General features: G+C 72.2%; 24 protein-coding genes. 12 read left to right on the forward strand and 12 right to left on the reverse strand.

Features of this window, described 5'->3' with window-relative positions:
- Window positions 1–3: 3 nt before the first annotated feature.
- The 3 genes from efeB to efeU are packed head-to-tail and all read right to left on the reverse strand — an operon-like array spanning window position 4 to window position 3,257.
- Window positions 4–1,266, reverse strand: coding sequence for an iron uptake transporter deferrochelatase/peroxidase subunit (efeB, locus tag ACIBK1_RS13940; RefSeq protein ID WP_363422100.1), 1,263 nt, complete (start codon window positions 1,264–1,266; stop codon window positions 4–6).
- The gene (gene efeO / locus ACIBK1_RS13945) at window positions 1,263–2,399 is read right to left on the reverse strand and encodes an iron uptake system protein EfeO (protein WP_396734843.1); all 1,137 of its coding nucleotides are present in this window, start codon (window positions 2,397–2,399) and stop codon (window positions 1,263–1,265) included. Before efeO ends, efeB begins: the two co-directional genes overlap by 4 nt.
- A 15-nt stretch (window positions 2,400–2,414) precedes the next feature.
- On the reverse strand, window positions 2,415–3,257 hold the full coding sequence (efeU, locus tag ACIBK1_RS13950; RefSeq protein ID WP_396734846.1) for an iron uptake transporter permease EfeU: 843 nt from the start codon (window positions 3,255–3,257) through the stop codon (window positions 2,415–2,417).
- A gap of 361 nt (window positions 3,258–3,618) precedes the next feature.
- Here efeU and ACIBK1_RS13955 point away from each other — a divergent pair, with 361 nt between their 5' ends.
- Window positions 3,619–5,202, forward strand: a complete 1,584-nt coding sequence (locus ACIBK1_RS13955; protein WP_396734849.1) for an ABC-F family ATP-binding cassette domain-containing protein — start codon at window positions 3,619–3,621, stop codon at window positions 5,200–5,202.
- 43 nt (window positions 5,203–5,245) lie between these two features.
- Entirely contained in the window at window positions 5,246–6,220 is a 975-nt protein-coding gene (locus ACIBK1_RS13960; RefSeq protein ID WP_051761500.1) for a hypothetical protein, read from the forward strand.
- A gap of 66 nt (window positions 6,221–6,286) precedes the next feature.
- Here ACIBK1_RS13960 and ACIBK1_RS13965 read toward each other — a convergent pair whose 3' ends face one another.
- Genes ACIBK1_RS13965 through ACIBK1_RS13975 form a run of 3 tightly spaced genes read right to left on the reverse strand, consistent with a single transcriptional unit; the run spans window position 6,287 to window position 8,748 of the window.
- The gene (locus ACIBK1_RS13965) at window positions 6,287–6,544 is read right to left on the reverse strand and encodes a TFIIB-type zinc ribbon-containing protein (protein ID WP_081903398.1); all 258 of its coding nucleotides are present in this window, start codon (window positions 6,542–6,544) and stop codon (window positions 6,287–6,289) included.
- A 19-nt stretch (window positions 6,545–6,563) separates the two neighbouring features.
- On the reverse strand, window positions 6,564–7,409 hold the full coding sequence (locus tag ACIBK1_RS13970) for a phosphotransferase family protein (RefSeq protein ID WP_231513811.1): 846 nt from the start codon (window positions 7,407–7,409) through the stop codon (window positions 6,564–6,566).
- Between the two features lie 10 nt (window positions 7,410–7,419).
- A complete protein-coding gene (locus ACIBK1_RS13975) occupies window positions 7,420–8,748 on the reverse strand; it encodes an IS630 family transposase (RefSeq protein ID WP_396734853.1) in 1,329 nt (442 codons plus the stop codon).
- Window positions 8,749–8,807: 59 nt separating this feature from the next.
- Here ACIBK1_RS13975 and ACIBK1_RS13980 point away from each other — a divergent pair, with 59 nt between their 5' ends.
- Window positions 8,808–9,701, forward strand: coding sequence for a TIGR03619 family F420-dependent LLM class oxidoreductase (locus ACIBK1_RS13980; RefSeq protein WP_396734856.1), 894 nt, complete (start codon window positions 8,808–8,810; stop codon window positions 9,699–9,701).
- Here ACIBK1_RS13980 and ACIBK1_RS13985 read toward each other — a convergent pair.
- Together ACIBK1_RS13985 and ACIBK1_RS13990 are read right to left on the reverse strand one after the other, a co-directional pair.
- Window positions 9,607–10,275: a DedA family protein gene (locus ACIBK1_RS13985; RefSeq protein WP_396734859.1), complete on the reverse strand. Its 669-nt coding sequence runs from the start codon at window positions 10,273–10,275 to the stop codon at window positions 9,607–9,609. The genes ACIBK1_RS13980 and ACIBK1_RS13985 overlap by 95 nt on opposite strands.
- On the reverse strand, window positions 10,268–10,882 hold the full coding sequence (locus ACIBK1_RS13990) for a class I SAM-dependent methyltransferase (protein WP_051761499.1): 615 nt from the start codon (window positions 10,880–10,882) through the stop codon (window positions 10,268–10,270). The genes ACIBK1_RS13985 and ACIBK1_RS13990 overlap by 8 nt, the downstream gene beginning before the upstream one ends.
- Window positions 10,883–11,017: 135 nt before the next feature.
- Between ACIBK1_RS13990 and ACIBK1_RS13995 the strand changes: the two genes are divergently transcribed.
- Both ACIBK1_RS13995 and ACIBK1_RS14000 read left to right on the forward strand, forming a co-directional pair.
- Window positions 11,018–12,283 carry a sensor histidine kinase gene (locus ACIBK1_RS13995; RefSeq protein WP_396734862.1) on the forward strand — a complete coding sequence of 422 codons (1,266 nt, stop codon included), beginning with the start codon at window positions 11,018–11,020 and terminating at the stop codon, window positions 12,281–12,283.
- Window positions 12,262–12,921, forward strand: a complete 660-nt coding sequence (locus tag ACIBK1_RS14000) for a response regulator transcription factor (protein WP_030507059.1) — start codon at window positions 12,262–12,264, stop codon at window positions 12,919–12,921. Before ACIBK1_RS13995 ends, ACIBK1_RS14000 begins: the two co-directional genes overlap by 22 nt.
- On the opposite strand, the gene ACIBK1_RS14005 is transcribed toward ACIBK1_RS14000, so the two are convergent.
- Window positions 12,918–13,961: an LLM class flavin-dependent oxidoreductase gene (locus ACIBK1_RS14005; protein WP_143734395.1), complete on the reverse strand. Its 1,044-nt coding sequence runs from the start codon at window positions 13,959–13,961 to the stop codon at window positions 12,918–12,920. The two genes, ACIBK1_RS14000 and ACIBK1_RS14005, sit on opposite strands and share 4 nt — an antisense overlap.
- Before the next feature lie 89 nt (window positions 13,962–14,050).
- Here ACIBK1_RS14005 and ACIBK1_RS14010 point away from each other — a divergent pair, with 89 nt between their 5' ends.
- Window positions 14,051–14,830, forward strand: a complete 780-nt coding sequence (locus ACIBK1_RS14010) for an HAD-IIA family hydrolase (protein WP_030507057.1) — start codon at window positions 14,051–14,053, stop codon at window positions 14,828–14,830.
- A 42-nt stretch (window positions 14,831–14,872) separates the two neighbouring features.
- A complete protein-coding gene (locus ACIBK1_RS14015; protein ID WP_030507056.1) occupies window positions 14,873–15,508 on the forward strand; it encodes a hypothetical protein in 636 nt (211 codons plus the stop codon).
- 10 nt (window positions 15,509–15,518) lie between these two features.
- Here the strand turns inward: ACIBK1_RS14015 and ACIBK1_RS14020 are convergent, their stop codons facing one another.
- Both ACIBK1_RS14020 and ACIBK1_RS14025 read right to left on the reverse strand, forming a co-directional pair.
- Window positions 15,519–15,800, reverse strand: a complete 282-nt coding sequence (locus tag ACIBK1_RS14020) for a helix-turn-helix domain-containing protein (protein WP_030507055.1) — start codon at window positions 15,798–15,800, stop codon at window positions 15,519–15,521.
- Between the two features lie 39 nt (window positions 15,801–15,839).
- Window positions 15,840–15,968, reverse strand: coding sequence for a hypothetical protein (locus ACIBK1_RS14025; RefSeq protein WP_269321775.1), 129 nt, complete (start codon window positions 15,966–15,968; stop codon window positions 15,840–15,842).
- Between the two features lie 53 nt (window positions 15,969–16,021).
- Here ACIBK1_RS14025 and ACIBK1_RS14030 point away from each other — a divergent pair, with 53 nt between their 5' ends.
- The 4 genes from ACIBK1_RS14030 (at window position 16,022) to ACIBK1_RS14045 (ending at window position 17,680) form a co-directional block, all read left to right on the forward strand.
- The gene (locus tag ACIBK1_RS14030) at window positions 16,022–16,270 is read left to right on the forward strand and encodes an amidohydrolase family protein (RefSeq protein WP_030507054.1); all 249 of its coding nucleotides are present in this window, start codon (window positions 16,022–16,024) and stop codon (window positions 16,268–16,270) included.
- 45 nt (window positions 16,271–16,315) lie between these two features.
- Window positions 16,316–16,549 carry a hypothetical protein gene (locus ACIBK1_RS14035; RefSeq protein ID WP_197042529.1) on the forward strand — a complete coding sequence of 78 codons (234 nt, stop codon included), beginning with the start codon at window positions 16,316–16,318 and terminating at the stop codon, window positions 16,547–16,549.
- On the forward strand, window positions 16,546–16,989 hold the full coding sequence (locus ACIBK1_RS14040) for a hypothetical protein (RefSeq protein ID WP_396734867.1): 444 nt from the start codon (window positions 16,546–16,548) through the stop codon (window positions 16,987–16,989). Before ACIBK1_RS14035 ends, ACIBK1_RS14040 begins: the two co-directional genes overlap by 4 nt.
- A 64-nt stretch (window positions 16,990–17,053) precedes the next feature.
- Window positions 17,054–17,680 (forward strand): TetR/AcrR family transcriptional regulator, encoded by a 627-nt coding sequence (locus ACIBK1_RS14045; protein ID WP_030507051.1) that lies wholly within the window; start codon window positions 17,054–17,056, stop codon window positions 17,678–17,680.
- Here the strand turns inward: ACIBK1_RS14045 and arfB are convergent.
- Complete coding sequence (gene arfB / locus ACIBK1_RS14050; RefSeq protein ID WP_030507050.1) at window positions 17,652–18,074, reverse strand: alternative ribosome rescue aminoacyl-tRNA hydrolase ArfB; 423 nt, start codon at window positions 18,072–18,074, stop codon at window positions 17,652–17,654. The genes ACIBK1_RS14045 and arfB overlap by 29 nt on opposite strands.
- 153 nt (window positions 18,075–18,227) lie before the next feature.
- Between arfB and ACIBK1_RS14055 the strand changes: the two genes are divergently transcribed.
- Window positions 18,228–19,061 carry a hypothetical protein gene (locus tag ACIBK1_RS14055; RefSeq protein WP_036405673.1) on the forward strand — a complete coding sequence of 278 codons (834 nt, stop codon included), beginning with the start codon at window positions 18,228–18,230 and terminating at the stop codon, window positions 19,059–19,061.
- Window positions 19,062–19,072 lie beyond the last annotated feature (11 nt).

The following is a 19,072-nucleotide window of genomic DNA, read 5'->3' on the forward strand; positions in this document are numbered from 1 at the left end:
GGGTCAGGCGAACAGTGTGCGGCCCCAGTAGTCGCCGCCGTCGACCACGCCGGGCGGGCAGGCGAACAGGCCGCTGGAGACGTGCTTGATGTACTCGTTCAGCGCGTCCTTCTGCGACAGCATCCGCTGGATGGGGACGAACTGCTTGCGGGGATCGCGCTGGTAGGCCATGAAGAACAGGCCGGCGTCGAGCCGCCCGAGGCCGTCGGAGCCGTCCACGAAGTTGTAACCGCGCCGCAGCAGCCGCGCCCCGCCGTGGGCGTCGGGGTGCGCGAGCCGTACGTGCGCGTTGCCGGCGATCACGGGCGTGCCGTCCGGGCCCTTCTTGGCGAAGTCCGGCGGGTCGAACTCCCCGTGCCCGGTGAGCGGCGCGCCCTTGCCCTTGTCGCGGCCGAAGATGGCCTCCTGCTCGGCCAGCGGGGCGCGGTCCCAGGTCTCGACGTGCATGCGGATCTTGCGGGTCACCAGGTAGGTGCCGCCGTCCATCCAGGCCGGGCCGTCGCCGGACGCGACCCACAGGTGGTCGCGCAGCATGGCGGTGTCTTCGAGCTTGAGGTTGTTGGTGCCGTCCTTGAAGCCCATGAGGTTGCGCGGCGTCGCCTGCGACCGCGAGGTGGACGAGGTGCGCCCGAACCCGAGCTGCGAGTAGCGGACGGATACCTTGCCGAAGCCGATCCTCGCGAGGTTGCGGATGGCGTGCACCGCCACCTGCGGGTCGTGCGCGCACGCCTGCACGCAGATGTCCCCGCCGGAGATCTCGGGCTGCAGGTCCTCGCCGGGGAAGGCGGGCAGGTCGGCGAGCGCGGGCGGTTTGCGGCCGGCGAGGCCGAACCGGTCGTCGAACAGCGACGGGCCGAAGCCGACGGTCAGCGTCAGGCCGGAGGCGGGCAGGCCGAGCGCCTCGCCGGTGTCGTCCGGCGGCGCCTCGGGCGACCCGCCCACGGCGCCGAACGTGCCGGCGTCCTTGCCCTGGGTCATCCGGGCCGCGGCGGCCGTCCACTCCTGGAGCAGCTCCACGAGCTCGGCCTTCTCCTTCGTGATCACGTCGAACGCGACGAAGTGCAGCCGGTCCTGGGCGGGAGTGGTGACGCCCGCCTGGTGCGGGCCGTAGAAGGGCACGGGGTCGGAGGCCGAGGCCGCGTGCGCGACCGGCTCCTCGATGAGGGACCGGCCGGCGACCGCCCCGGCCCCGACGGCGGCCACACCGGCCACACCGGCCGCGCCGAGGCCGAACAGGCGTCTGCGGCTGATCCCCGCGCCGCTCATCCGGCCACCACCGAGGCCACCCTGCTGATCGGCTCGGCCAGGGCGTTGATCGCGTCGGACAGCGCCTTGAGGTCGTCCTTGGACAGCTCCGTGTGCAGCTTCCAGCCGTCGCCGCTGCGGTGGGCGGCGAGCGCGTTCTCGGCGTCCGCGAACTTCGCGTCGAGCGTCTTCACCAGCTCGGCGTCGCGCTCCTCCAGCACCGGGCGCAGCGCCTGGACGGCGGCCTTCGAGCCCTGCAGGTTGGCGTCGAAGTCCCACAGGTCGGTGTGCGAGTAGCGGTCCTCCTCACCGGTGATCTTGCCGGTGGCCACCTCGTCGAGCAGCCCCTTGGCGCCGTTGGCGAGCTGCACGGGGGACAGGTCGACCGTCGCGGACTTCGCCACGATCGTGTTCACGTCGGTCATCAGCTTGTCGGCGATCGCGCCGTCGCCGCCGACGTCCTTCTTGACCCACAGGTCCTTCTCGATGCGGTGGAAGCCGGTCCACTCCTCGCCGTCGGGCACGTCGTTCTCCCGCGCGTCGATGGCCGGGTCGAGGTCGCCGAAGACCTCGGCGACCGGCTCGATCCGCTCCCAGTAGGTGCGGGCGACCGGGTAGAGCTCCTTGGCCTTGGCCACGTCGCCGGCCTTGACGGCCTCGGTGAACTCCTTGGTCTTGCCGAGCAGCGTGTCGGACTGGCTCTTGATGTAGCGCTTGTAGCTGGCGACGGCCTCGGCGAGCTTGGCGTCCTCGGTGAGCGGCTTGTGCTCGCCGCTGACCTTGAGGGGGCCGCGGATGCCCTTGCCGGTCATCCCGGGCTTGCAGGCGGTCTCGTACACGCCTGCGGGAAGCTCCACCACGACCTCGCGGGTCAGGCCGGGCACGATGTTCTCGACCTCGCCCATGACCCGGTCGCCCGCCGCGTACACGTAGAACTCGGTCACCTTCGTGCCGTTGTTGGTGATCGAGAAGGTCGAGGTGCCGGCGGCCAGGTCGGACTTGGCCACCGTGCACTCGGTGTCGGTGGCGGCCACAGCGATCTTCCCGTCGCCGGCCGCGGTCGCCTCGGTCGTGGTGCCGGCGCCCGTGGACGAGCAGGCGGTGAGGCCGGCGAGGGCCAGCGCCGCGGCGGCCAGGACGGTGGGGGTGCGCATGTCGGTGGACTCCGGTCAGGAAGCGGGCTGGGGAGACTTGGAAGCGGGGCGCGCCGGCGTCTTGGCCGCGGGCCGCAGGAACAGGATGAGGACGGGAACCAGGTAGACGACCCAGGCCACGGCCTCCAGCACGCTGGGCTGGGGGGTGATGTTGAACATCCCGCTCAGCAGCGTCGAGTACCAGGCGCTGGGGTCGAGCACCCCGCTGATGTCGAAGGCGTAGGTGCTCAGGCCGGGCACCAGCCCCGACTCCTGCAGGTCGTGCACGCCGTACTTGAAGATTCCGGCGGCGACCAGGATCAGCAGCAGGCCCGTCCAGGTGAAGAACTTGGTGAGGTTGATCCGCAGGGCGCTGCGGTAGAGCCCCCAGCCCAGCGCGACCGCGGTCAGCAATCCGAGCGTGATGCCGATCAGCGGGCTCGCGCTGCTGGTCGCGCCCTGGACGGCGGCGAACCACAGCAGCGTCGTCTCCAGCCCCTCGCGCGCGACGGACAGGAACGCCACCACGACCACGGCGGTGGACCCGAGTTCGAGGGCCGCGCCCATCTTCTCCCGCAACTCGCCCGACATCTTGCGGGCGGCCGTGCGCATCCAGAAGACCATGAAGGTGACGAAGACGGTCGCGGCCAGGGACGTCACCGCGTCGAACATCTCCTGCTGCTGCGTCGCGAGATGGGCCGCGGTGAAGGTCAGCAGCGCGCCGAACCCGACGGAGAGGAGCACGGCGGCGCCGACGCCGGCCCAGACCATGGGCAGCCGCTCGCGACGGCCGCTCTTGACGAGGAAGGCCACCAGGATGGAGACCACGAGAGTGGCCTCCAGGCCTTCGCGAAGGCCGATGAGATAGCTCGCGAACACATCGCCTCCGGGATTGTCGGTAAGCCTTACCTAACTTAGGGCAGGTTCACCTTACCGACAAGGTCTCCAACCCGTGGAGCGGGGTAGGTCTTCTGTCACCTTCAGGGACGCCTGAGGCGATGCATCCGGCAGGCGGTTAATTCGGTGGCGTCCCGTCTCCGCTCGCCGTTATCGTGACGGACGTCCTGCCGCCGCACCCTGGAGGGTCACTTGGAGCTCTGAGGTCTCGACACCGCGCTTACGGCCGCCATCGGCGGTCCGGCGCAGCGACCTCAGGCAGACCCTCGCCTCGCGGCCCGTGCCCGCGGTGTCTCCACGGTTCGTTCACCCATTCGCCCTTGGGGATACCCGGAGCCGCCCTATGTCTCATTCCATTGTCTGTACGGATCTGTCCTTTTCCTGGCCCGACGGGACGTCCGTCTTCGAGGAGCTCGACTTCGCGTTCGGCGCCGGTCGCACCGGGCTCATCGGCGTCAACGGCAGCGGCAAGTCCACTCTGCTCAAGCTGATCGCGGGGGAGCTGACCCCGGCGCGCGGCTCGGTGTCGGTCACCGGGCGGCTGGGCTACCTCCCGCAGAACCTTCCGCTCGGCGCGAGCCGTACGGTGTCCGACCTGCTGGGGATCACGCCCGCGCGGGAGGCGCTGCACGCGATCGAGCGGGGCGACCTGAGCGAGGCGAACTACGACGCGGTGGTCTGGGACGTCGAGGAGCGCGCTCGCGCCGAGCTCGACCGTCTCGGGCTGACGGGGGTGGATCTCGACCGGACGGTCGCGACGCTCTCGGGCGGCGAGACCGTCATGGTCGGGCTCGCCGCGCGCTTCCTCGCCGAACCCGACGTGCTGCTGCTCGACGAGCCGACCAACAACCTCGACCTCGACGCGCGGCGGCGCCTGTACGACGCCGTCGCGTCGTGGACGGGGACGCTGGTCGTCGTCAGCCATGACCGCGCGCTGCTCGACCTGGTGGACCAGATCGCCGACCTGCCCGCCCGCCGCACCTTCGGCGGCACGCTCGGCGAGTACGAGGAGGTGCTCGCGGTCGAGCGGGAGGCCGCGGCGCGGATGGTCCGCGTGGCCGAGGGCGACCTGCGCCGCCAGCGGCGCGAGCTGATCGAGGCGCGGACCAAGCTGGCGCGGCGCGTGCGCTACGGCAACAAGATGTACGAGCAGAAGCGCGAGCCGAAGATCATCATGCAGGAGCGCAAGCGCCAGGCCGAGGTCTCGGCGGGCAAGCACCGCACGATGCACGAGGAGAAGGTGGCGGCCGCCCGCGAGCGGCTGGCCGAGGCGGAGGAGGCGGTGCGCGACAAGGCCGAGATCAGGGTGACGCTGCCGGCCACCGAGGTGCCGGCCGGGCGCACCGTGCTCGAACTGGACGGCCTGCGCACGGCCGCCGGGCCGATCGGCGACCTGGTCGTCCGCGGCCCGGAGCGGGTCGCTCTGCTGGGGCCGAACGGCTCGGGCAAGACGACGCTGCTGCGCACGATCCTGGGGGAGATCCCGCCGGGTGAGGGCTCGGTCCGGCTCGACGTCCCGGTGCGCTACCTGCCGCAGCGGCTCGACGTGCTCGACGACGCGCTCAGCCTGGTCGACAACGTGCGGGCGGTCGCGCCCGCGGCGTCGGTCAACGCCGTGAGGGCCGGGCTCGCCCGGTTCCTGTTCCGCGGCGCACGGGCCGAACGGCCGGCGGGCACGCTCTCGGGAGGCGAGCGCTTCCGCGCCGTGCTGGCCTCGCTGCTGCTGGCCGAGCCCGCGCCGCGGCTCCTGCTGATGGACGAGCCGACCAACAACCTCGACCTGGCCAGCGTGCGTCAGCTCGCGCAGGCGCTGTCGGCATATCGGGGAGCGCTCGTGGTGGTCTCCCACGACCTGCCGTTTCTGGAGTCGATCGGCATCACCCGATGGGTGACGCTGGGCCCGGAGGGGGTGACGTCGTCGGCGTGAACACGTGTTGACAGCGTCCGCTCACCGCCTGACAGTGTTTCGGGTGATCACCCCCCGGACCTTCTCACGTACCGTCCCGGCCGGCGCCGTCGCCGTGCTGGCCGCGTCTGTCACGCTCGCGGCCTGCACGGGATCGCCCGGCGGATCCGGAAAGGCCGCCTCCGGCGAGGAGGCGGCCCCGTCCACCACGACGACCACGGCCTCCGGCCCGCCGGCGTTGACGCCGGAGGCGTACCGCAACGCGCTCACCGCCGCCGGCCGCCCCGCCCGCACAGCGCTCGCCGACATCGCCAAGGCGCGGACCTTCAAGTCGCTCCACCAGCGCATCGACCGGGCGCAGAGCTCCCTGGAGTCCGCGCTGAAGCGGCTCGGCGGTCTGCGGCCTCCCGCGGACGTCGCCCCCGAGCACGCCGACTACGTCGCGGCGCTGCGGGGCCTGAACGGCAGGCTCGGCGCGCTGGACGAGGATGTGACGTCGCACGCCCTGTGCAGCGGGACGGCCGTGCTGGCCGGTCTCGGCCGGTCGGGCGAGTTCAAGGACCTGAGGGCTTCCGCGGGCGGCCTCGCGAAGGCCGGAGACTACCCGGTGGTCCAGATCAGGCCGCCGGCCCGGCACGCCCGCCGCCTCGGCAACGGGACGACGCTGCTCTCGGCGATCCGGGGCGGCCGGGGCAGCCTGACCGTGAAGAACGGCGGCACGCAGGACGGCGTCGTGACCCTCGTGCGCGGCGGCCGCAAGGCGGTCAGCTTCTACGTGCGCAAGGGGTCGACCGCGAAGGTCGCGAACATCAAGGACGGCACCTACCGCGTCTACTTCACGACAGGGGTGGACTACGACAGGGCCACCCGTGCCTTCACCAGGGACTGCGGTTTCTCCAAGTTCGACGACGCGCTGAAGTTCCAGACCGTCTACTCCGGATACAGCGTGAGGTGGAGCGACTGGACGCTCACCCTCGACGCCGTGTTCGGCGGGAACGCCACCACCAGCAAGGTGGACCCGGACGCCTTCCCGGCATGACCGGGCACGCCGGAGGCCGCGGCCCGGGTCCGGGCCGCGGCCTCCGGTGAAGCCGTCAAGAAGAACTCAGCTGGAGAACAGCATGCCGACCCAGCTGTCGCGCCGGTGGCCGTGGTGGCCTCCGTGGTGGCCGCCCCAGGCGGGGCCTCCGTGCGCCGGCGGCGGGGGAGCGTAGTGCTGCTGGGCCCACTGGGACTCCATCCGGGTCAGCGTCTCCAGCTCGCCGTAGTCCAGGAAGATCCCGCGGCAGTTGTCGCACTGCTCGATGTGGACCCCGTTGCGGTCGAACGTCCGCATCCGGCCACGGCACTTGGGGCACTCCATGTGACGAACTCTCCCTCGATCAGGTCCCGGCCTCCGCGGCCGCGACGATCCTCCTGCAGGCGGACACCAGGGCCTCGGCGGCGTCGTCGGGCGGTTCCCCCGCCCGCGCCGCCGTGGCCACCGCCGTCGCGGCCAGTTGGACGGTCAACGCACGGGCCGGCGCGTCGAGTTCCCGCCACGGGTCGTCCGCGGAGACGGCGGTCCCGCCCGCCGCGAGGTAGGCGGTCAGGAAGCGTTCCCAGTCCCACGGTCCGAGCAGGCCGGCGGCGTACCACGCGGCCGGGCGGGCCAGGTCCCACGCGGGGTCGCCAGGGCCCAGGTCGTCGGGGTCGATCAGCAGCCACGCGCCGTCGTGCCGGACGATCTGGCCGAGGTGCCAGTCGCCGTGCGTCAGCGCGCCGCCCTCCCGGACCGGCGGCAGCGTCGCGTACGCCGCCCGGATCGGCGCGGCGACGGCGTCGGGGACGCCGGCGGCGGCCAGGTCGGCCATGGCCCTGGGCAGCCGTGACGGTCCCCCTGCGGGCGGCAGCTCCGGGGGCGCCGGCCGGGAGTGCAGCAGGGCGAGCAGCCGGCCGCCCTCCTCCCACGGGGTGGTCCCGGCGTCCACGTCGTCGATGGTGAGTGGTTCGCCGGCGGGCCAGATCGTGACGAGCCTGCCGTCCAGCCGTTCGAGGCCGAGAGGGGCCAGCATGACGCCGGGCAGGTCGGCGGCGGCGTCGAGGCGGGCGCGCAGGGCGCGTTCGTCGGTGCCGGAGGGATGGGCCTTGACGACGACGTCGCCGGCCCTGACCACGAGCACGCGGGTCTGCTTGAGCACCGTCACCGGCCCGTCGCGGCGCGCCAGCCGCGCCAGTTCCTCGATCACGGGGGACACCCTAGTGTCCTGCGCCTGAAATTCGTCGGCAATATCGTGCGAGGGATTCGAGGATCTCCTCTGCGGTCTTCTTCCATACGAACGGCCGAGGGTTGTTGTTCCACTGAGCGATCCAGTCGCGGATGTCCTTCTCCAGGGACTGGACGCTCTTGTGCACCCCGCGCCGGATGAGCTGATCGGTCAGGAACCCGAACCACCGCTCCACCTGGTTGATCCAGGAGGAGCCGGTCGGAGTGAAGTGCATGTGGAACCGCGGATGGCGGGCCAGCCACGCCTTGATCGCCGGAGTTTTGTGAGTGCCGTAGTTGTCGCAGATCAGGTGGACGTCCAACTCGGTGGGAACCGTCTTGTCGATCGTGATCAGAAACTTCTTGAACTCGGCGGCGCGGTGCTGGCGGTGCAGCTCACCGATGACGGTGCCGTCTGCGACGTTGAACGCTGCGAACAGGCTCGTGATCCCGTTGCGGACGTAATCGTGGGTACGCCGCTCGGGCATGCCCGGCATCATCGGCAGCACCGGTTGCGACCGGTCCAGGGCTTGGATCTGGGACTTCTCGTCCACGCAGAGCACCACCGCCCGCTCGGGCGGATTGTGGTACAGCCCCACGACATCGACGACCTTCTCCACAAACAGCGGATCGGTCGAGAGCTTGAAAGTCTCGGCCTGGTGGGGTTTCAGCCCGAAGTCCCGCCAGATCCGGCCGATCGTGGACTTCGACAGTCCGCTGCGACGAGCCATCGATGCCCGGGACCAGTGCGTGGCGTCTTCGGGCGCCCTTTCCAACGTGTCCACTACGACCCGCTCGACCTGGTCAAGGGTGACGGACGGTGGCCGGCCAGGCCGCTGTTCGTCTATGAGCCCATCAAGGCGCAGCTTGACGAACCGGTTGCGCCACTTGGACACCGTGTCGGGGTGGACCCGCAACTGCTGGGCGATCTGCTTGTTGTCCTTGCCGTCCGCGCACGCCAGCACGATCTTCGAGCGCATCGCCAGGACTTGCGAGGATTTACTGCGACGCGCCCATCCTTGCAGGGTGGCGCGTTCGGCGTCGGTCAGCGTCAACCCGGCCTTTGGCCGCCCCGTCCGGGGCCTGTCGAGCAGGGCGTTCCTTCCCCCGTGGGCATAGGCGGTCCGCCACCGGCGGACCGTCGCCACGCTCATACCGAGATCCCGTGCCACCTGCGCATTGCTGGCCCCGGACTCGGCACAGGCCAGTACGATCTTCGCTCGGCTCGCCAGCTCTGACGCCCCCGCTGTGAGGCCGTGCAGCCAGACCCGCTCAGCATCGGTCAACTCGATCGATACTGCGGACGGGCCCGGATTCCCCATACGCATCAGGATAAGTATTTATCCGACGAATTTCAGGCGTATGGCACTAGGGTGTCGTCATGAAGGTTGGTTTCGGTGTGCCGGTGTCGGGCTCGTGGGCGACTCCGGAGAACATGAGGCGGATCGCGCGCCGCGCGGACGAGCTCGGCTACCACGGGTTGTGGACGTTCCAGCGCCTGCTCTATCCCGTCGGCAACCCGATGGGCCCGGTCTACCGGAGCGTGCACGACCCGGTCGTCGCGCTCGCGTACCTGGCGGGCGTCACCGAGCGGGTGCGGCTCGGGGTGGCGGTGCTCAACCTGCCCTTCGTCTCTCCGGTGCTGATGGCCAAGCAGCTCGCCTCCCTCCAGGAGGTGTCGGGCGGCAGGCTCGACGTGGGCCTGGGGCTCGGCTGGCTGCCCGAGGAGTTCGCCGCCTCCGGCGTGCCGATGGAACGGCGGGGCAGGCGCGGGGAGGAGTACGTCGGCCTGCTGCGGCGGCTGTGGACCGAGGACGTCGTCGAGCACAAGGGCGAGTTCTACGAGGTGCCGCGCTCCCACCAGGACCCCAGGCCGGCGACGCCGCCGCCGGTGATGCTCGGCGGCACGGCCCGGGTGGCGCTCGAGCGGGCCGGGCGGATCGCCGACGGCTGGATCAGCTCCAGCCGGGCCGATCTGAGCGCGATCGACCAGCAGATCGCCATCGTGAAGGAGGCGGCGCGGCAGGCGGGCCGCGACCCCGGGGCGCTGCGCTTCGTCGTCCGCGGCGTCACCCGCGTCCTCGCGTCGGAGGAGGGCCCGCTGACGGGGTCGTACGACAAGATCCGGCGGGACGTCGAGGCGCTCGAGGCCAAGGGCGTGACCGAGGTCTTCCACGACCTCAACTTCGACCCCGAGATCGGCAACCCCGAGGCCGACCCCCGCGACTCCATGCGACGCGCCGAAGAGGCCCTGGAAGCTCTCGCCCCCCGGTGAGCTCCACCGCCGTCAGGGACACGACGAGGACGAGCCCGACGGCCAGCGGCCCGGCGACGGCCAGGTGGGCGGTGATCGCGTTCGCGAGGTCGGGGACGGACCTGCTGAGGGTCACCAGGGTCGCCGCCCACGCCGCCGCCGTGGGCACGCTGACGCGGGCGAAGGCCGCGTACGGCACGCCCGCCCAGCCCGTGAGCCTCGGGACGAGGGTGCGGGCGGCGCCGAGCCACTGACCGCCCGCGATGGCCCAGGCGCCTCTCCTCGCCACCATGCGGCGGGCCCGCGCCCACGCGGCGGGCGCGAACCGGTCCGCCAGAGGGTGGATGGAGGCGGCGCCCTCGCGTCTGCGGCCCTGGGCGTACGACAGCTGCGTGCCGGCGACGGCGGCCGCCACGGCCACGGCGACCGTCCCGGCGAACGGCAGCACGCCGAGGCGGGTGAGGTAGCCGAGGGCCACCAGCACGCTCGTCCCCGGCAGCGCCACCCCGGCGAGCGTGCCGGCCTCGGCGACGATCAGCATCGCCGCGACCGAGAGCACGAGGGGAGCGGGAAGCCGGCCGAGCAGCTCAGCCACGGTGCACCGGCCTGCGGCACACGTAGGCCAGGCCGGGCGGCATGTTGCGCCAGACCGGCCCGGTCGTGAGCACCTCGTCGAAGGCGGCGCGCAGGCGCCGCCGGAAGCGCCGCGCCCGTGCCAGCGGCACCGCGGGCAGATAGGTCACCGTGGTGAACGCCCCCGTCGGGCGCAGCACCCGCCCGACCTCCCCGAGGATCGACTCCTGCACGTCCTCGGGGAAGAGCGTCCACGGCAGCGTGCTGACCACGGCGTCGACCCGCGAGACTCCCCGTTCGCCCAGCAGCGCGCCGAGGCGGGCCGCGTCGCCCTGCAGCACGTCCAGCCAGGGCCGGGCGCGTCGCAGGTGCGCCACCATCCCCGGGTCGATCTCGACGGCGAGCTGGCGGGAGCCGGGGGCGAGCCGTTCCCTGATGGCCTCGCTGATCGCGCCGGTGCCCGGGCCGAGCTCCACGACCACGGCGGGACCGTTCGTCGGGACGACGGCGGTGAGGGCCCGCGCGAGCGAGCGCGAGCTCGGGGCCACGGCCCCCACGACACCCTGCCGTCGCAGCGCCACGCCCGCGAACGCCCTCAGATCGGAGACCTGCTGGACTGTCTCGTTCATGCGGCCCATCAGACCGGTGCGCGACCTGGGCCCGCCAGCCGTCCCGGCCCCCCTGCGGGGGTATGGCCAGCCCTACCTCCGCTGGGGGGCCTGGCCGTCTTCGACCTGGCCCGGACGGCCTCTAGGGTGGGTCGGGTGCGCCTCAACGGCCCGTGGCAGGCCCTCGCCCGCAGGGACCTGCTGGCGACCTCGCTGCCCTGGCGCGCCCTCGCCTACCTGGTGACGGGCGCGGTCGTCGGCGTGGTCGTGCTGGCGTCGCTGATCGTCTCGCTGACCGCAGGGGCGCTGCTCACCGTTTTCCTGGTGGGCGTGCCGCTGCTGGCGGTCCCGGTGGTCGCCGCCGTGCCGCTGGGCGCGTTCGAACGCCGGCGGCTGCGGATCATGGACGCCGAGCCCGCGCCGAGCCCCCACCGCCCCGCGCCCCCGGGCCCGCGCGGCTGGCTCGGGACGCGCCTGCGGGAGCAGGCGACCTGGCGGGCCCTCGCCTACACGGGCCTGCTGGCCGTCGTGCTCGGCCCGGTCGAGCTGATCGCCGTGACGTACGGCCTGGTGGCGCCGCTCGTGATGATCTTCGCCCCGGTCAGCGTGGCGGAGGCGGGGCCCATCGTGCTGCTGAAGTTCTGGCCGCTCGGCTCGCTCACCGAGGCGTTCGCCGCCGCGCTCCTGGGGGTCGTGGTGCTCATGCTGGCGGCGTACCCGATCACCGCACTCGCGACCGCGCACGCCCTGCTGGCCCGGTTGCTGCTCACGTCCGGGAAGGGCGAGCCGGGCGAGCGGCTCGCCGAGCTGACCCGCTCCCGGAGCCGCCTGGTCGAGGCGTTCGAGGTCGAGCGGCGGCGCATCGAGCGCGATCTGCACGACGGCGCGCAGCAGCGGCTGGTCGCGCTGACGATGACGCTCGGCCTGGCCAAGGTCTCCCGGGGTGAGGAGGCGGCCGAGCTCGTGGCCAGGGCGCACGAGGAGGCGAAGCTCGCCCTCGCCGAGATCCGCGACCTGATCCGCGGCATCCATCCCCGCATCCTCGCCGATCGGGGGCTGCCCGCCGCGGTCGCGGAGCTGGCCGACCGGTCGCCCGTGCCGGTCGAGGTCGACGTGGACGTCCCCCGGCTACCGGAACCGGTGGAGTCGGTCGCCTACTTCGTCGTCAGCGAGGGCCTGGCCAACGTGGCCAAGCACAGCGGGGCCGAGCGGGCCCGGGTGCGGGGCCGGCTCGACGGCCGGCTGCTCACCGTCGAGATCCGGGACGACGGGGTGGGCGGTGCGGACGTGACCGCCGGAACCGGGCTCGCCGGGCTCGCCGACCGCGTCTCCGCGGTCGAGGGCAGGCTGATGCTGTCGAGCCCGCCGGGCGGCCCGACCCTGCTGCGCGCGGAGATCGAATGCCTGCCGGCGCTTCCCTGACCGTCGTCATCGCGGAGGACGGCGTGCTGCTCCGCGAGGGACTGGCCACGCTGCTGGCCCGGTTCGGCCACCGGGTGGCCGCCACCGCCGGCGACGCCGAGGGGCTGGTGAAAGCGGTGGAGGAGCACGCCCCCGACATCGTCGTCACCGACGTGCGGATGCCGCCCGGCTTCTCCGACGAGGGACTGCGGGCCGCCGTGGCGTTGCGCGCCGCGCACCCCGGGCTCGCCGTCCTGGTGCTGAGCCAGTACGTCGAGCAGACCTACGCGGCGGAACTGCTCGACTCCGGGGACGGCACCGGCGTGGGCTACCTCCTCAAGGACCGGATCGGAGAGGTCGAGGAGTTCGTGGACGCCCTGACCACCGTCGCCGGCGGGGGGACGGTCGTGGACCCGGAGGTCGTGCGTCAGCTTCTGCGCCGCCGCCGCGACCCGCTGCGGCGGCTCACCCCAAGGGAGGGCGAGGTCCTCGCCCTGATGGCCGAGGGCAGGTCGAACGCCGCGATCGCCCGCGCGCTGGCGGTGTCGGAAGCCGTCGTCGGCAAGCACATCGGGAACATCCTCGCCAAGCTCGACCTGCCTCCCGACGAGGACGCCCATCGCCGCGTCCTCGCCGTCGTCGCGTTCCTGCGCGGCTAGACCATCCCGTACGCCTGGGCGATCAGCTCGTAGGAACGCAGGCGCGCCGCGCCGCCGTGGACCTGCGTGGTGATCATCAGCTCGTCGGCCCCGGTGCGCTTGCGCAGTTCCTCCAGCCCGTCGCGCACGGTCTGCGGGCCGCCGTGCACCACCGTCGACAGCCGCTCGTGGACGAACTCCCGCTCCATCGGGGTGTACGGGTACGCCTCGGCCTCCTCCGGAGTGGGCGTACGGCCAGGCCTCCCCTGCCGCAGGCGCAGCCACGACAGCGCGCCCGGCATGACCTGGCGCAGCGCCTCCTCGTCGGTGTCGGCCGCGACGGCCGCCACCCCGATCAGCGCGTACGGCCGGTCGAGGACCGCCGAGGGCCGGAACGAGGAGCGGTAGAGGTCGAGCGCGGGCTCGGTGTTGGCGGCGCTGAAGTGGTGGGCGAAGGCGAACGGCAGCCCGAGCAGCCCGGCCAGCCTGGCGCTGAATCCGCTGGAGCCGAGCAGCCAGATCGGCGGCCGGTCGTCACCGCGCGGCACCGCCTGGATCCTCGCGTACGGGTGGCCGGGCGGGAATGCGCCGTCGAGGAAGCCGGTCAGCTCGGCCACCTGCTGCGGGAACTCGTCGGGGTCCACCTCGGCGGAGCGCCGCAGGGCGTTCGCCGTCGCCATGTCCGTGCCGGGGGCGCGGCCGAGGCCGAGGTCGATGCGGCCGGGGTGCAGCGCGTGCAGCGTGCCGAACTGCTCGGCGATCACCAGCGGCGCGTGGTTGGGCAGCATCACGCCCCCGGAGCCGATCCGGATCGACCGGGTCGCCGCCGCGAGGTGCGCGATCAGCACGGCCGGGGAGGAGCTGGCGACTCCGGGCATTCCGTGGTGTTCGGCGACCCAGATGCGGTGGTAGCCCCACTCCTCGGACCGGCGGGCCACTTCGGTGGCGTCGCGCAGCGCCTCGGTGGGCGTGGAGCCCTCGCCGACGGTCGCGAGCTCCAGGATCGACAGTGGCACCTCGGCCGTCCCGCGCGGCACCCCACGGATGTTGTCATCGCTCATGCTCGGCCCAACCTGAGGTCGCATCAGGATATTTCCGGACGTAGTGAGGGATGTGCTTCGGCACTCCGTCACCTGCCATGCTTGGACGCATGAGCGAGCGAAAGCCCATCGAGTCGTGGCTGTCCGACATGGACGGGGTGCTGGTCCACGAGGGGCAGCCGGTGCCGGGTGCCGACGAGTTCATCAGGCGCCTGAAGGAGTCGGGGAAGCGGTTCCTCGTCCTGACGAACAACTCGATCTACACCCCCCGCGACCTGTCCGTACGGCTGCGCGCGGCCGGGCTGGAGGTGCCGCCCGAGTCGATCTGGACCTCCGCGCTGGCCACCGCCAAGTTCCTCGCCGACCAGCGGCCCGAGGGTTCGGCGTACGTGATCGGCGAGGCGGGGCTGACCACGGCCCTGCACGAGGCCGGCTACGTGCTGACCGACCTCGACCCCGACTACGTGGTGCTGGGCGAGACCCGCACCTACAGCTTCACGTCGATAACGCGGGCGATCCGGCTGATCGACAACGGCGCGCGCTTCATCGCGACCAACCCCGACCCCATCGGCCCCTCGACCGAGGGCTCGCTTCCCGCCTGCGGCGCGGTGGCCGCGATGATCACCAAGGCGACCGGAGTGGAGCCGTACTTCATCGGCAAGCCCAACCCGATGATGATGCGCAGCGCGCTCAACCGGATCGACGCGCACAGCGAGACCACCGCGATGATCGGTGACCGCATGGACACCGACGTCGTCTGCGGCATCGAGGCGGGACTGCACACGATCCTGGTGCTCACGGGCGTCACCCAGAAGGACCAGATCGACCGTTATCCGTTCCGGCCCACGCAGGTGGTCAACTCCGTGGCCGACCTCATCGACCTGGTCTGAACCTGACGGGTTCCGTCAGGTACGGGTGCCATGCTGGCCGGCATGAACCATCGCGTCTACCTGGAACTCGGCCCCAAGAAGGTCTTCGCCTGCTCGATCGACTGGCCGGGCTGGTGCCGCATCGGCAAGACGGAGGAGGCCGCGCTCGGCACGCTCGTGGACTACACGCCGCGCTTCCGGGTGATCGCCGAGCGGGCGGGGCTGGAGTTCGCGCCGGGGGAGCCGGAGGTCGTCGCACGGGTCAAGGGCGACAGCACGACGGACTTCGGCGCGATCTCCGCCATCCCCGGCTTCGACCGGGAGCCGGTCGACGCGCCGGAGGCCGCGCGTGCGGCCGCCCTCGCCCGCGCGGCGTGGGCGGTGTTCGCCGAGGTGACCGCGGCGTCTCCGGAGGAACTGCGCAAGGGCCCCAGGGGCGGCGGCAGGGACCGGGACAAGATGGTCTCCCACGTCGTGGAGGCCGAGCGCGCGTACGCCCGGAAGATCGGCGTGCGGCACAAGCCCTTCAAGGACGAGGCCGGCCGCATCGCCATGCGCGAGGACATCGTGCGGGTGCTCGAGCGGCCGGCCGAGGCCTTTCCGCCCGGTGGTGAGGGCTGGCCCGTCCGATACGCCGCGCGCCGCATCATCTGGCACGTGGTCGACCACATCTGGGAGATGGAAGACCGCCGGCTCTAGGACAGCGCGTCTAGGAGAGGGCGTCGGCGGCGCGCAGCGCGAGGGCGACGACGGCGGCGTCCTCGGGGACGCGCACGTCCCGGCCGGTGAGCTCCCGGAAGCGCGCGAAGCGGTGCTGCACGGTGTTGCGATGGCAGTACAGGGCCGCGGCCGTATCGGCGACCGAGCCCGACCCGGCCAGGGCGGACAGCGGGCCCAGCGCCTGCTGCGCGAGCTCGGCCGCCGGCTCCCTGCTGCCGCCGACGAAGACGTCCAGCCAGGCGTCCTCCAGCCGGGATACGCCGCAGCGCACCCCGCGAGCGGATGTGCCGCAGCAGCATGTCCAGCCCGGTCAGCGCCAGCCCAGGGCCTGGCGGACGCCGTGCCGCGCCCGGTGCCGTTCGAGGACTTCGTCGAGGGCATCGCGCTGGCCGGCCGGGTGGCGGCCGGCGAGGGCCACCAGCTTCACCGAGCCGGGCATCGGACGCGGGCTGGCCGGCAACGGCGTCTGGGACCTCGCGGCCTTGCACCGCCATGTGCTGCGACCACGAGGGGGAGCCGGGCAACCGGGGGCTGCTGCAGCAGGACGCCGAGGCGCTGCGCGCGTACACGATCGGCTCGGCGTACGCCGCCGGGGAGGAGCGGCACAAGGGCACGCTGTCGCGCGGCAAGCTGGCCGACTTCGTCGTCCTGGGCGACGACCTGCTCGCGGTCGCCCCCGAGCGGATCAAGGAGGTCGCCGTGGTCGCCACGGTCGTCGGCGGCGTCTTCGTCTTCGACTAGGCCGGCCTGTCCGCCAAAAAGTGGTACGTTGTTACCATGGTAACAGTGCAGCGGACGCAGACCGGCCTTCGCGTCGAGCGCAACACCTTGAAGGTGCTCAAGGGCCTGGCCGAATACCTGGACATGTCCCTCGGCGACCTCGTGGAGGGAATCGTCCTGCACGCCTTCGAGGGCAAGTCGCCGTTCGGGCCGGAGACCCTCGCGAAGATCGGGCAGCTCAAGGAGGTCTACGGCCTGACGCTGACGGCCGCCGACGCCCACCGGCTGGAGGAGAGGTGAGTGCCGGGCCGCGGCGTCGCCGCCTCACCGGTAGGCTCCGGGTCGCGCTCGCGCCCGCCGAGGCCTTCCGGCTGTTCACCCCGTACGGCGAGCGGGACTGGGTGGAGGGATGGGAGCCGCGGTTCCCGGAACGGGTCACGGACGACACGGCGCCCGGCACGGTCTTCCAGACCCATGGGCACGGGGCGACCACCACATGGATCGTCCTGCACCGTGAGCCCGGCCGGTCGGTCTCCTACGCCCGTGTGTGCGAGGGGGTACACGCCGGCACCGTCGGCGTGACGCTCGCTCGGGCGGAGCGCGGGCACAGTGATGTGACGGTCACCTACGACCTCACCCCGCTCACCGCCGCGGCCGAGGCCGACCTGGCCGCCTTCGCCGCCGACTACCCGGCGTTCCTCCGCTCCTGGGAGGACGCCATCGCCGCCCATCTCGGATAGCCGCCCTGTTGGACGGCCGCGCCTGCAGCAAAATGGACCAGTGAGTCCAGAAGAAGGAGGGGCAATGGGGGCGCTGACCACGAAGGGGGCCGCCACGCGGCGTCGGATCGTCGAGGGTGCGGCCGAGACGATCCGCGAGCGCGGGGTGATGGACACCACCCTTGACGACGTGCGCGCCCGGACGCGCACCAGCAAGAGCCAGCTGTTCCACTACTTCCCCGGCGGCAAGGAGGAGTTGCTGCTGGCCGTGGCCCGCTTCGAGGCCGACCGGGTGCTCGCCGACCAGCAGCCCTACCTGGGCGAGCTCACCTCGTGGACGGCTTGGCAGGCCTGGCGTGACCGCGTCGTGGAGCGCTACCGCGAGCAGGGGCGGCAGTGCCCGCTCAACGTGGTGATGTCGCAGGTGGGGCACAGCACACCGGGCGCCCAGGCGGTGGTGACCGAGCTGATGCTTCGGTGGGAGGCGGAGATCGCCGCCGGCGTGCGGCACATGCAGGCCGCGGGCGAGATCGACCTGGGCATCGATCCCGGGCAGGCGGCGGCCGCGCTGCTTGCGGGGATTCAAGGAGGCGTGCTGCTCCACCTGTCCACCGGCCGGCTCACCCACCTGGAGGCGGCGCTGGACGTGGGCATCGGCCACCTGCGCGGCAGCGTGGCGCGGCTCAGTCCTCCGTACGGCGCAGGCGCTTGAGGTCGGAGCGGTGTTTCTTGGCGGTCAGGCGGCGCTCGACCGCGCCCTTGGACGGCTTGGTGGGACGGCGCCGCTTGGGCGGCGGCGCGATCGCCTCGCGGAGGAGGGCGGCGAGCCGTTCCCGCGCCGCCTCCCGGTTGCGCAGCTGCGAGCGGTATTCCGAGGCGGCCAATGTGATCACACCGTCGACCAGGCGGGCGGCGAGCCGTTCGAGCGCGCGGGCCTTGAGCGCCGGGCCGAGGGCGGTCGTCCCCGCGAGGTCGAAGCTCAGCTCGACCCGGCTGTCGGTGGTGTTGACGCCCTGGCCGCCGGGGCCGGACGAGCGGGAGAATCGCCAGGCGAGTTCCGCTTCGGGCACGACGACCGAGCCGCGCACGTGCAACGGGCCTGTCATGACGTTCCTTCCTCGATCGGGACGCCCAACCTATCTCGGTGAATATCACCACCGCTTGCCATTTATCACCGTAAACGCGGCGGGTGGTTGTCGCGGTCCAACGCGTCGTGCACAGTGACCCCCGTATTCCAGTCGACAGGGATGGGCGGGAGCATGACCTCGATCGTGGGCGTCCACGGCATCGGCAAGTACCACTACTACGAGGAGGCCGGCGGGTCGGCGGGCGGCGCCGCCGAGGCCGTGCGGACCAAGTGGAACACCTATCTGCACCAGGGGCTCACCGGCCGGGCGGACGGCGCGGGCCGGTACTTCGCCGAGATCGCCTACTACGCCCACCACCTGCACGGCGGGCCGCCGAAGCCGCCGCGGCAGATGGAGGCGCCGGCCAAGCTGGTCCTCGCCGACTGGGCGGTCCAGCTCGGCGGCCCGTTCCGCGACGCGGCGGGGGAGTCGCTCACCGGTCTCGCGCACCGGCTGGCCGAGTGGCTGCTGACGAGGATGGGCCCGCAGGCCGTGCGGTTCGCCCAGGACTTCTGCCCGGAGGTGGCCGCCTATCTGGGCGGAGGAGACCCGCGCGTGCGGGCCCGCGACGCGGTAGCCGAGGTCGTCCGCAGGCGCCGTCCCCGGGTGGTGGTCGCCCACTCGCTCGGCAGCGTCGTGACGTACGAGGCGCTGTGGGCGCATCCCGATCTCTCGGTCGAGTTGCTGGTGACGCTGGGCAGCCCGCTCGGCATGCGCGACGTCGTCTTCGAGCGGCTCGCGCCGGTCCCGGTGCGGGGGCGCGGGGCGCGCCCGCCGGGGGTGCGCCGCTGGATCAACATCGCCGACAAGGACGACATCGCCGCGATCCCGGCGGTGCTGGCGTCGTGCTTCGACGGCGTCGAGCGGGACGTCTCCTGCGACATCGACTGGCTCGACTTCCACACCGTGCGCAACTACCTGCGCTGCGGGAGCGCCAACGAGTACCTCAAGCCCTATGTGACCTGATTCCGAACACA

The organism is Microbispora rosea (genome assembly GCF_044460045.1).
Taxonomy (GTDB): Bacteria; Actinomycetota; Actinomycetes; order Streptosporangiales; family Streptosporangiaceae; genus Microbispora; species Microbispora rosea.

Coding starts and splice junctions, on each gene's coding strand:
- efeB (WP_363422100.1), bottom strand. CDS start 1,266: ATGAGCGGCGCGGGGATCAGCCGCAGACGCCTGTTCGGCCTCGGCGCG.
- ACIBK1_RS14030 (WP_030507054.1), top strand. CDS start 16,022: ATGTGCTGCGACCACGAGGGGGAGCCGGGCAACCGGGGGCTGCTGCAG.
- ACIBK1_RS14015 (WP_030507056.1), top strand. CDS start 14,873: ATGAACCATCGCGTCTACCTGGAACTCGGCCCCAAGAAGGTCTTCGCC.
- ACIBK1_RS13980 (WP_396734856.1), top strand. CDS start 8,808: ATGAAGGTTGGTTTCGGTGTGCCGGTGTCGGGCTCGTGGGCGACTCCG.
- ACIBK1_RS14005 (WP_143734395.1), bottom strand. CDS start 13,961: ATGAGCGATGACAACATCCGTGGGGTGCCGCGCGGGACGGCCGAGGTG.
- arfB (WP_030507050.1), bottom strand. CDS start 18,074: ATGACAGGCCCGTTGCACGTGCGCGGCTCGGTCGTCGTGCCCGAAGCG.
- ACIBK1_RS14025 (WP_269321775.1), bottom strand. CDS start 15,968: ATGCCCGGCTCGGTGAAGCTGGTGGCCCTCGCCGGCCGCCACCCGGCC.
- ACIBK1_RS14000 (WP_030507059.1), top strand. CDS start 12,262: ATGCCTGCCGGCGCTTCCCTGACCGTCGTCATCGCGGAGGACGGCGTG.
- ACIBK1_RS14045 (WP_030507051.1), top strand. CDS start 17,054: ATGGGGGCGCTGACCACGAAGGGGGCCGCCACGCGGCGTCGGATCGTC.
- efeO (WP_396734843.1), bottom strand. CDS start 2,399: ATGCGCACCCCCACCGTCCTGGCCGCCGCGGCGCTGGCCCTCGCCGGC.
- ACIBK1_RS13965 (WP_081903398.1), bottom strand. CDS start 6,544: ATGGAGTGCCCCAAGTGCCGTGGCCGGATGCGGACGTTCGACCGCAAC.
- ACIBK1_RS14055 (WP_036405673.1), top strand. CDS start 18,228: ATGACCTCGATCGTGGGCGTCCACGGCATCGGCAAGTACCACTACTAC.
- ACIBK1_RS14010 (WP_030507057.1), top strand. CDS start 14,051: ATGAGCGAGCGAAAGCCCATCGAGTCGTGGCTGTCCGACATGGACGGG.
- ACIBK1_RS13955 (WP_396734849.1), top strand. CDS start 3,619: ATGTCTCATTCCATTGTCTGTACGGATCTGTCCTTTTCCTGGCCCGAC.
- ACIBK1_RS13990 (WP_051761499.1), bottom strand. CDS start 10,882: ATGAACGAGACAGTCCAGCAGGTCTCCGATCTGAGGGCGTTCGCGGGC.
- ACIBK1_RS13975 (WP_396734853.1), bottom strand. CDS start 8,748: ATGGGGAATCCGGGCCCGTCCGCAGTATCGATCGAGTTGACCGATGCT.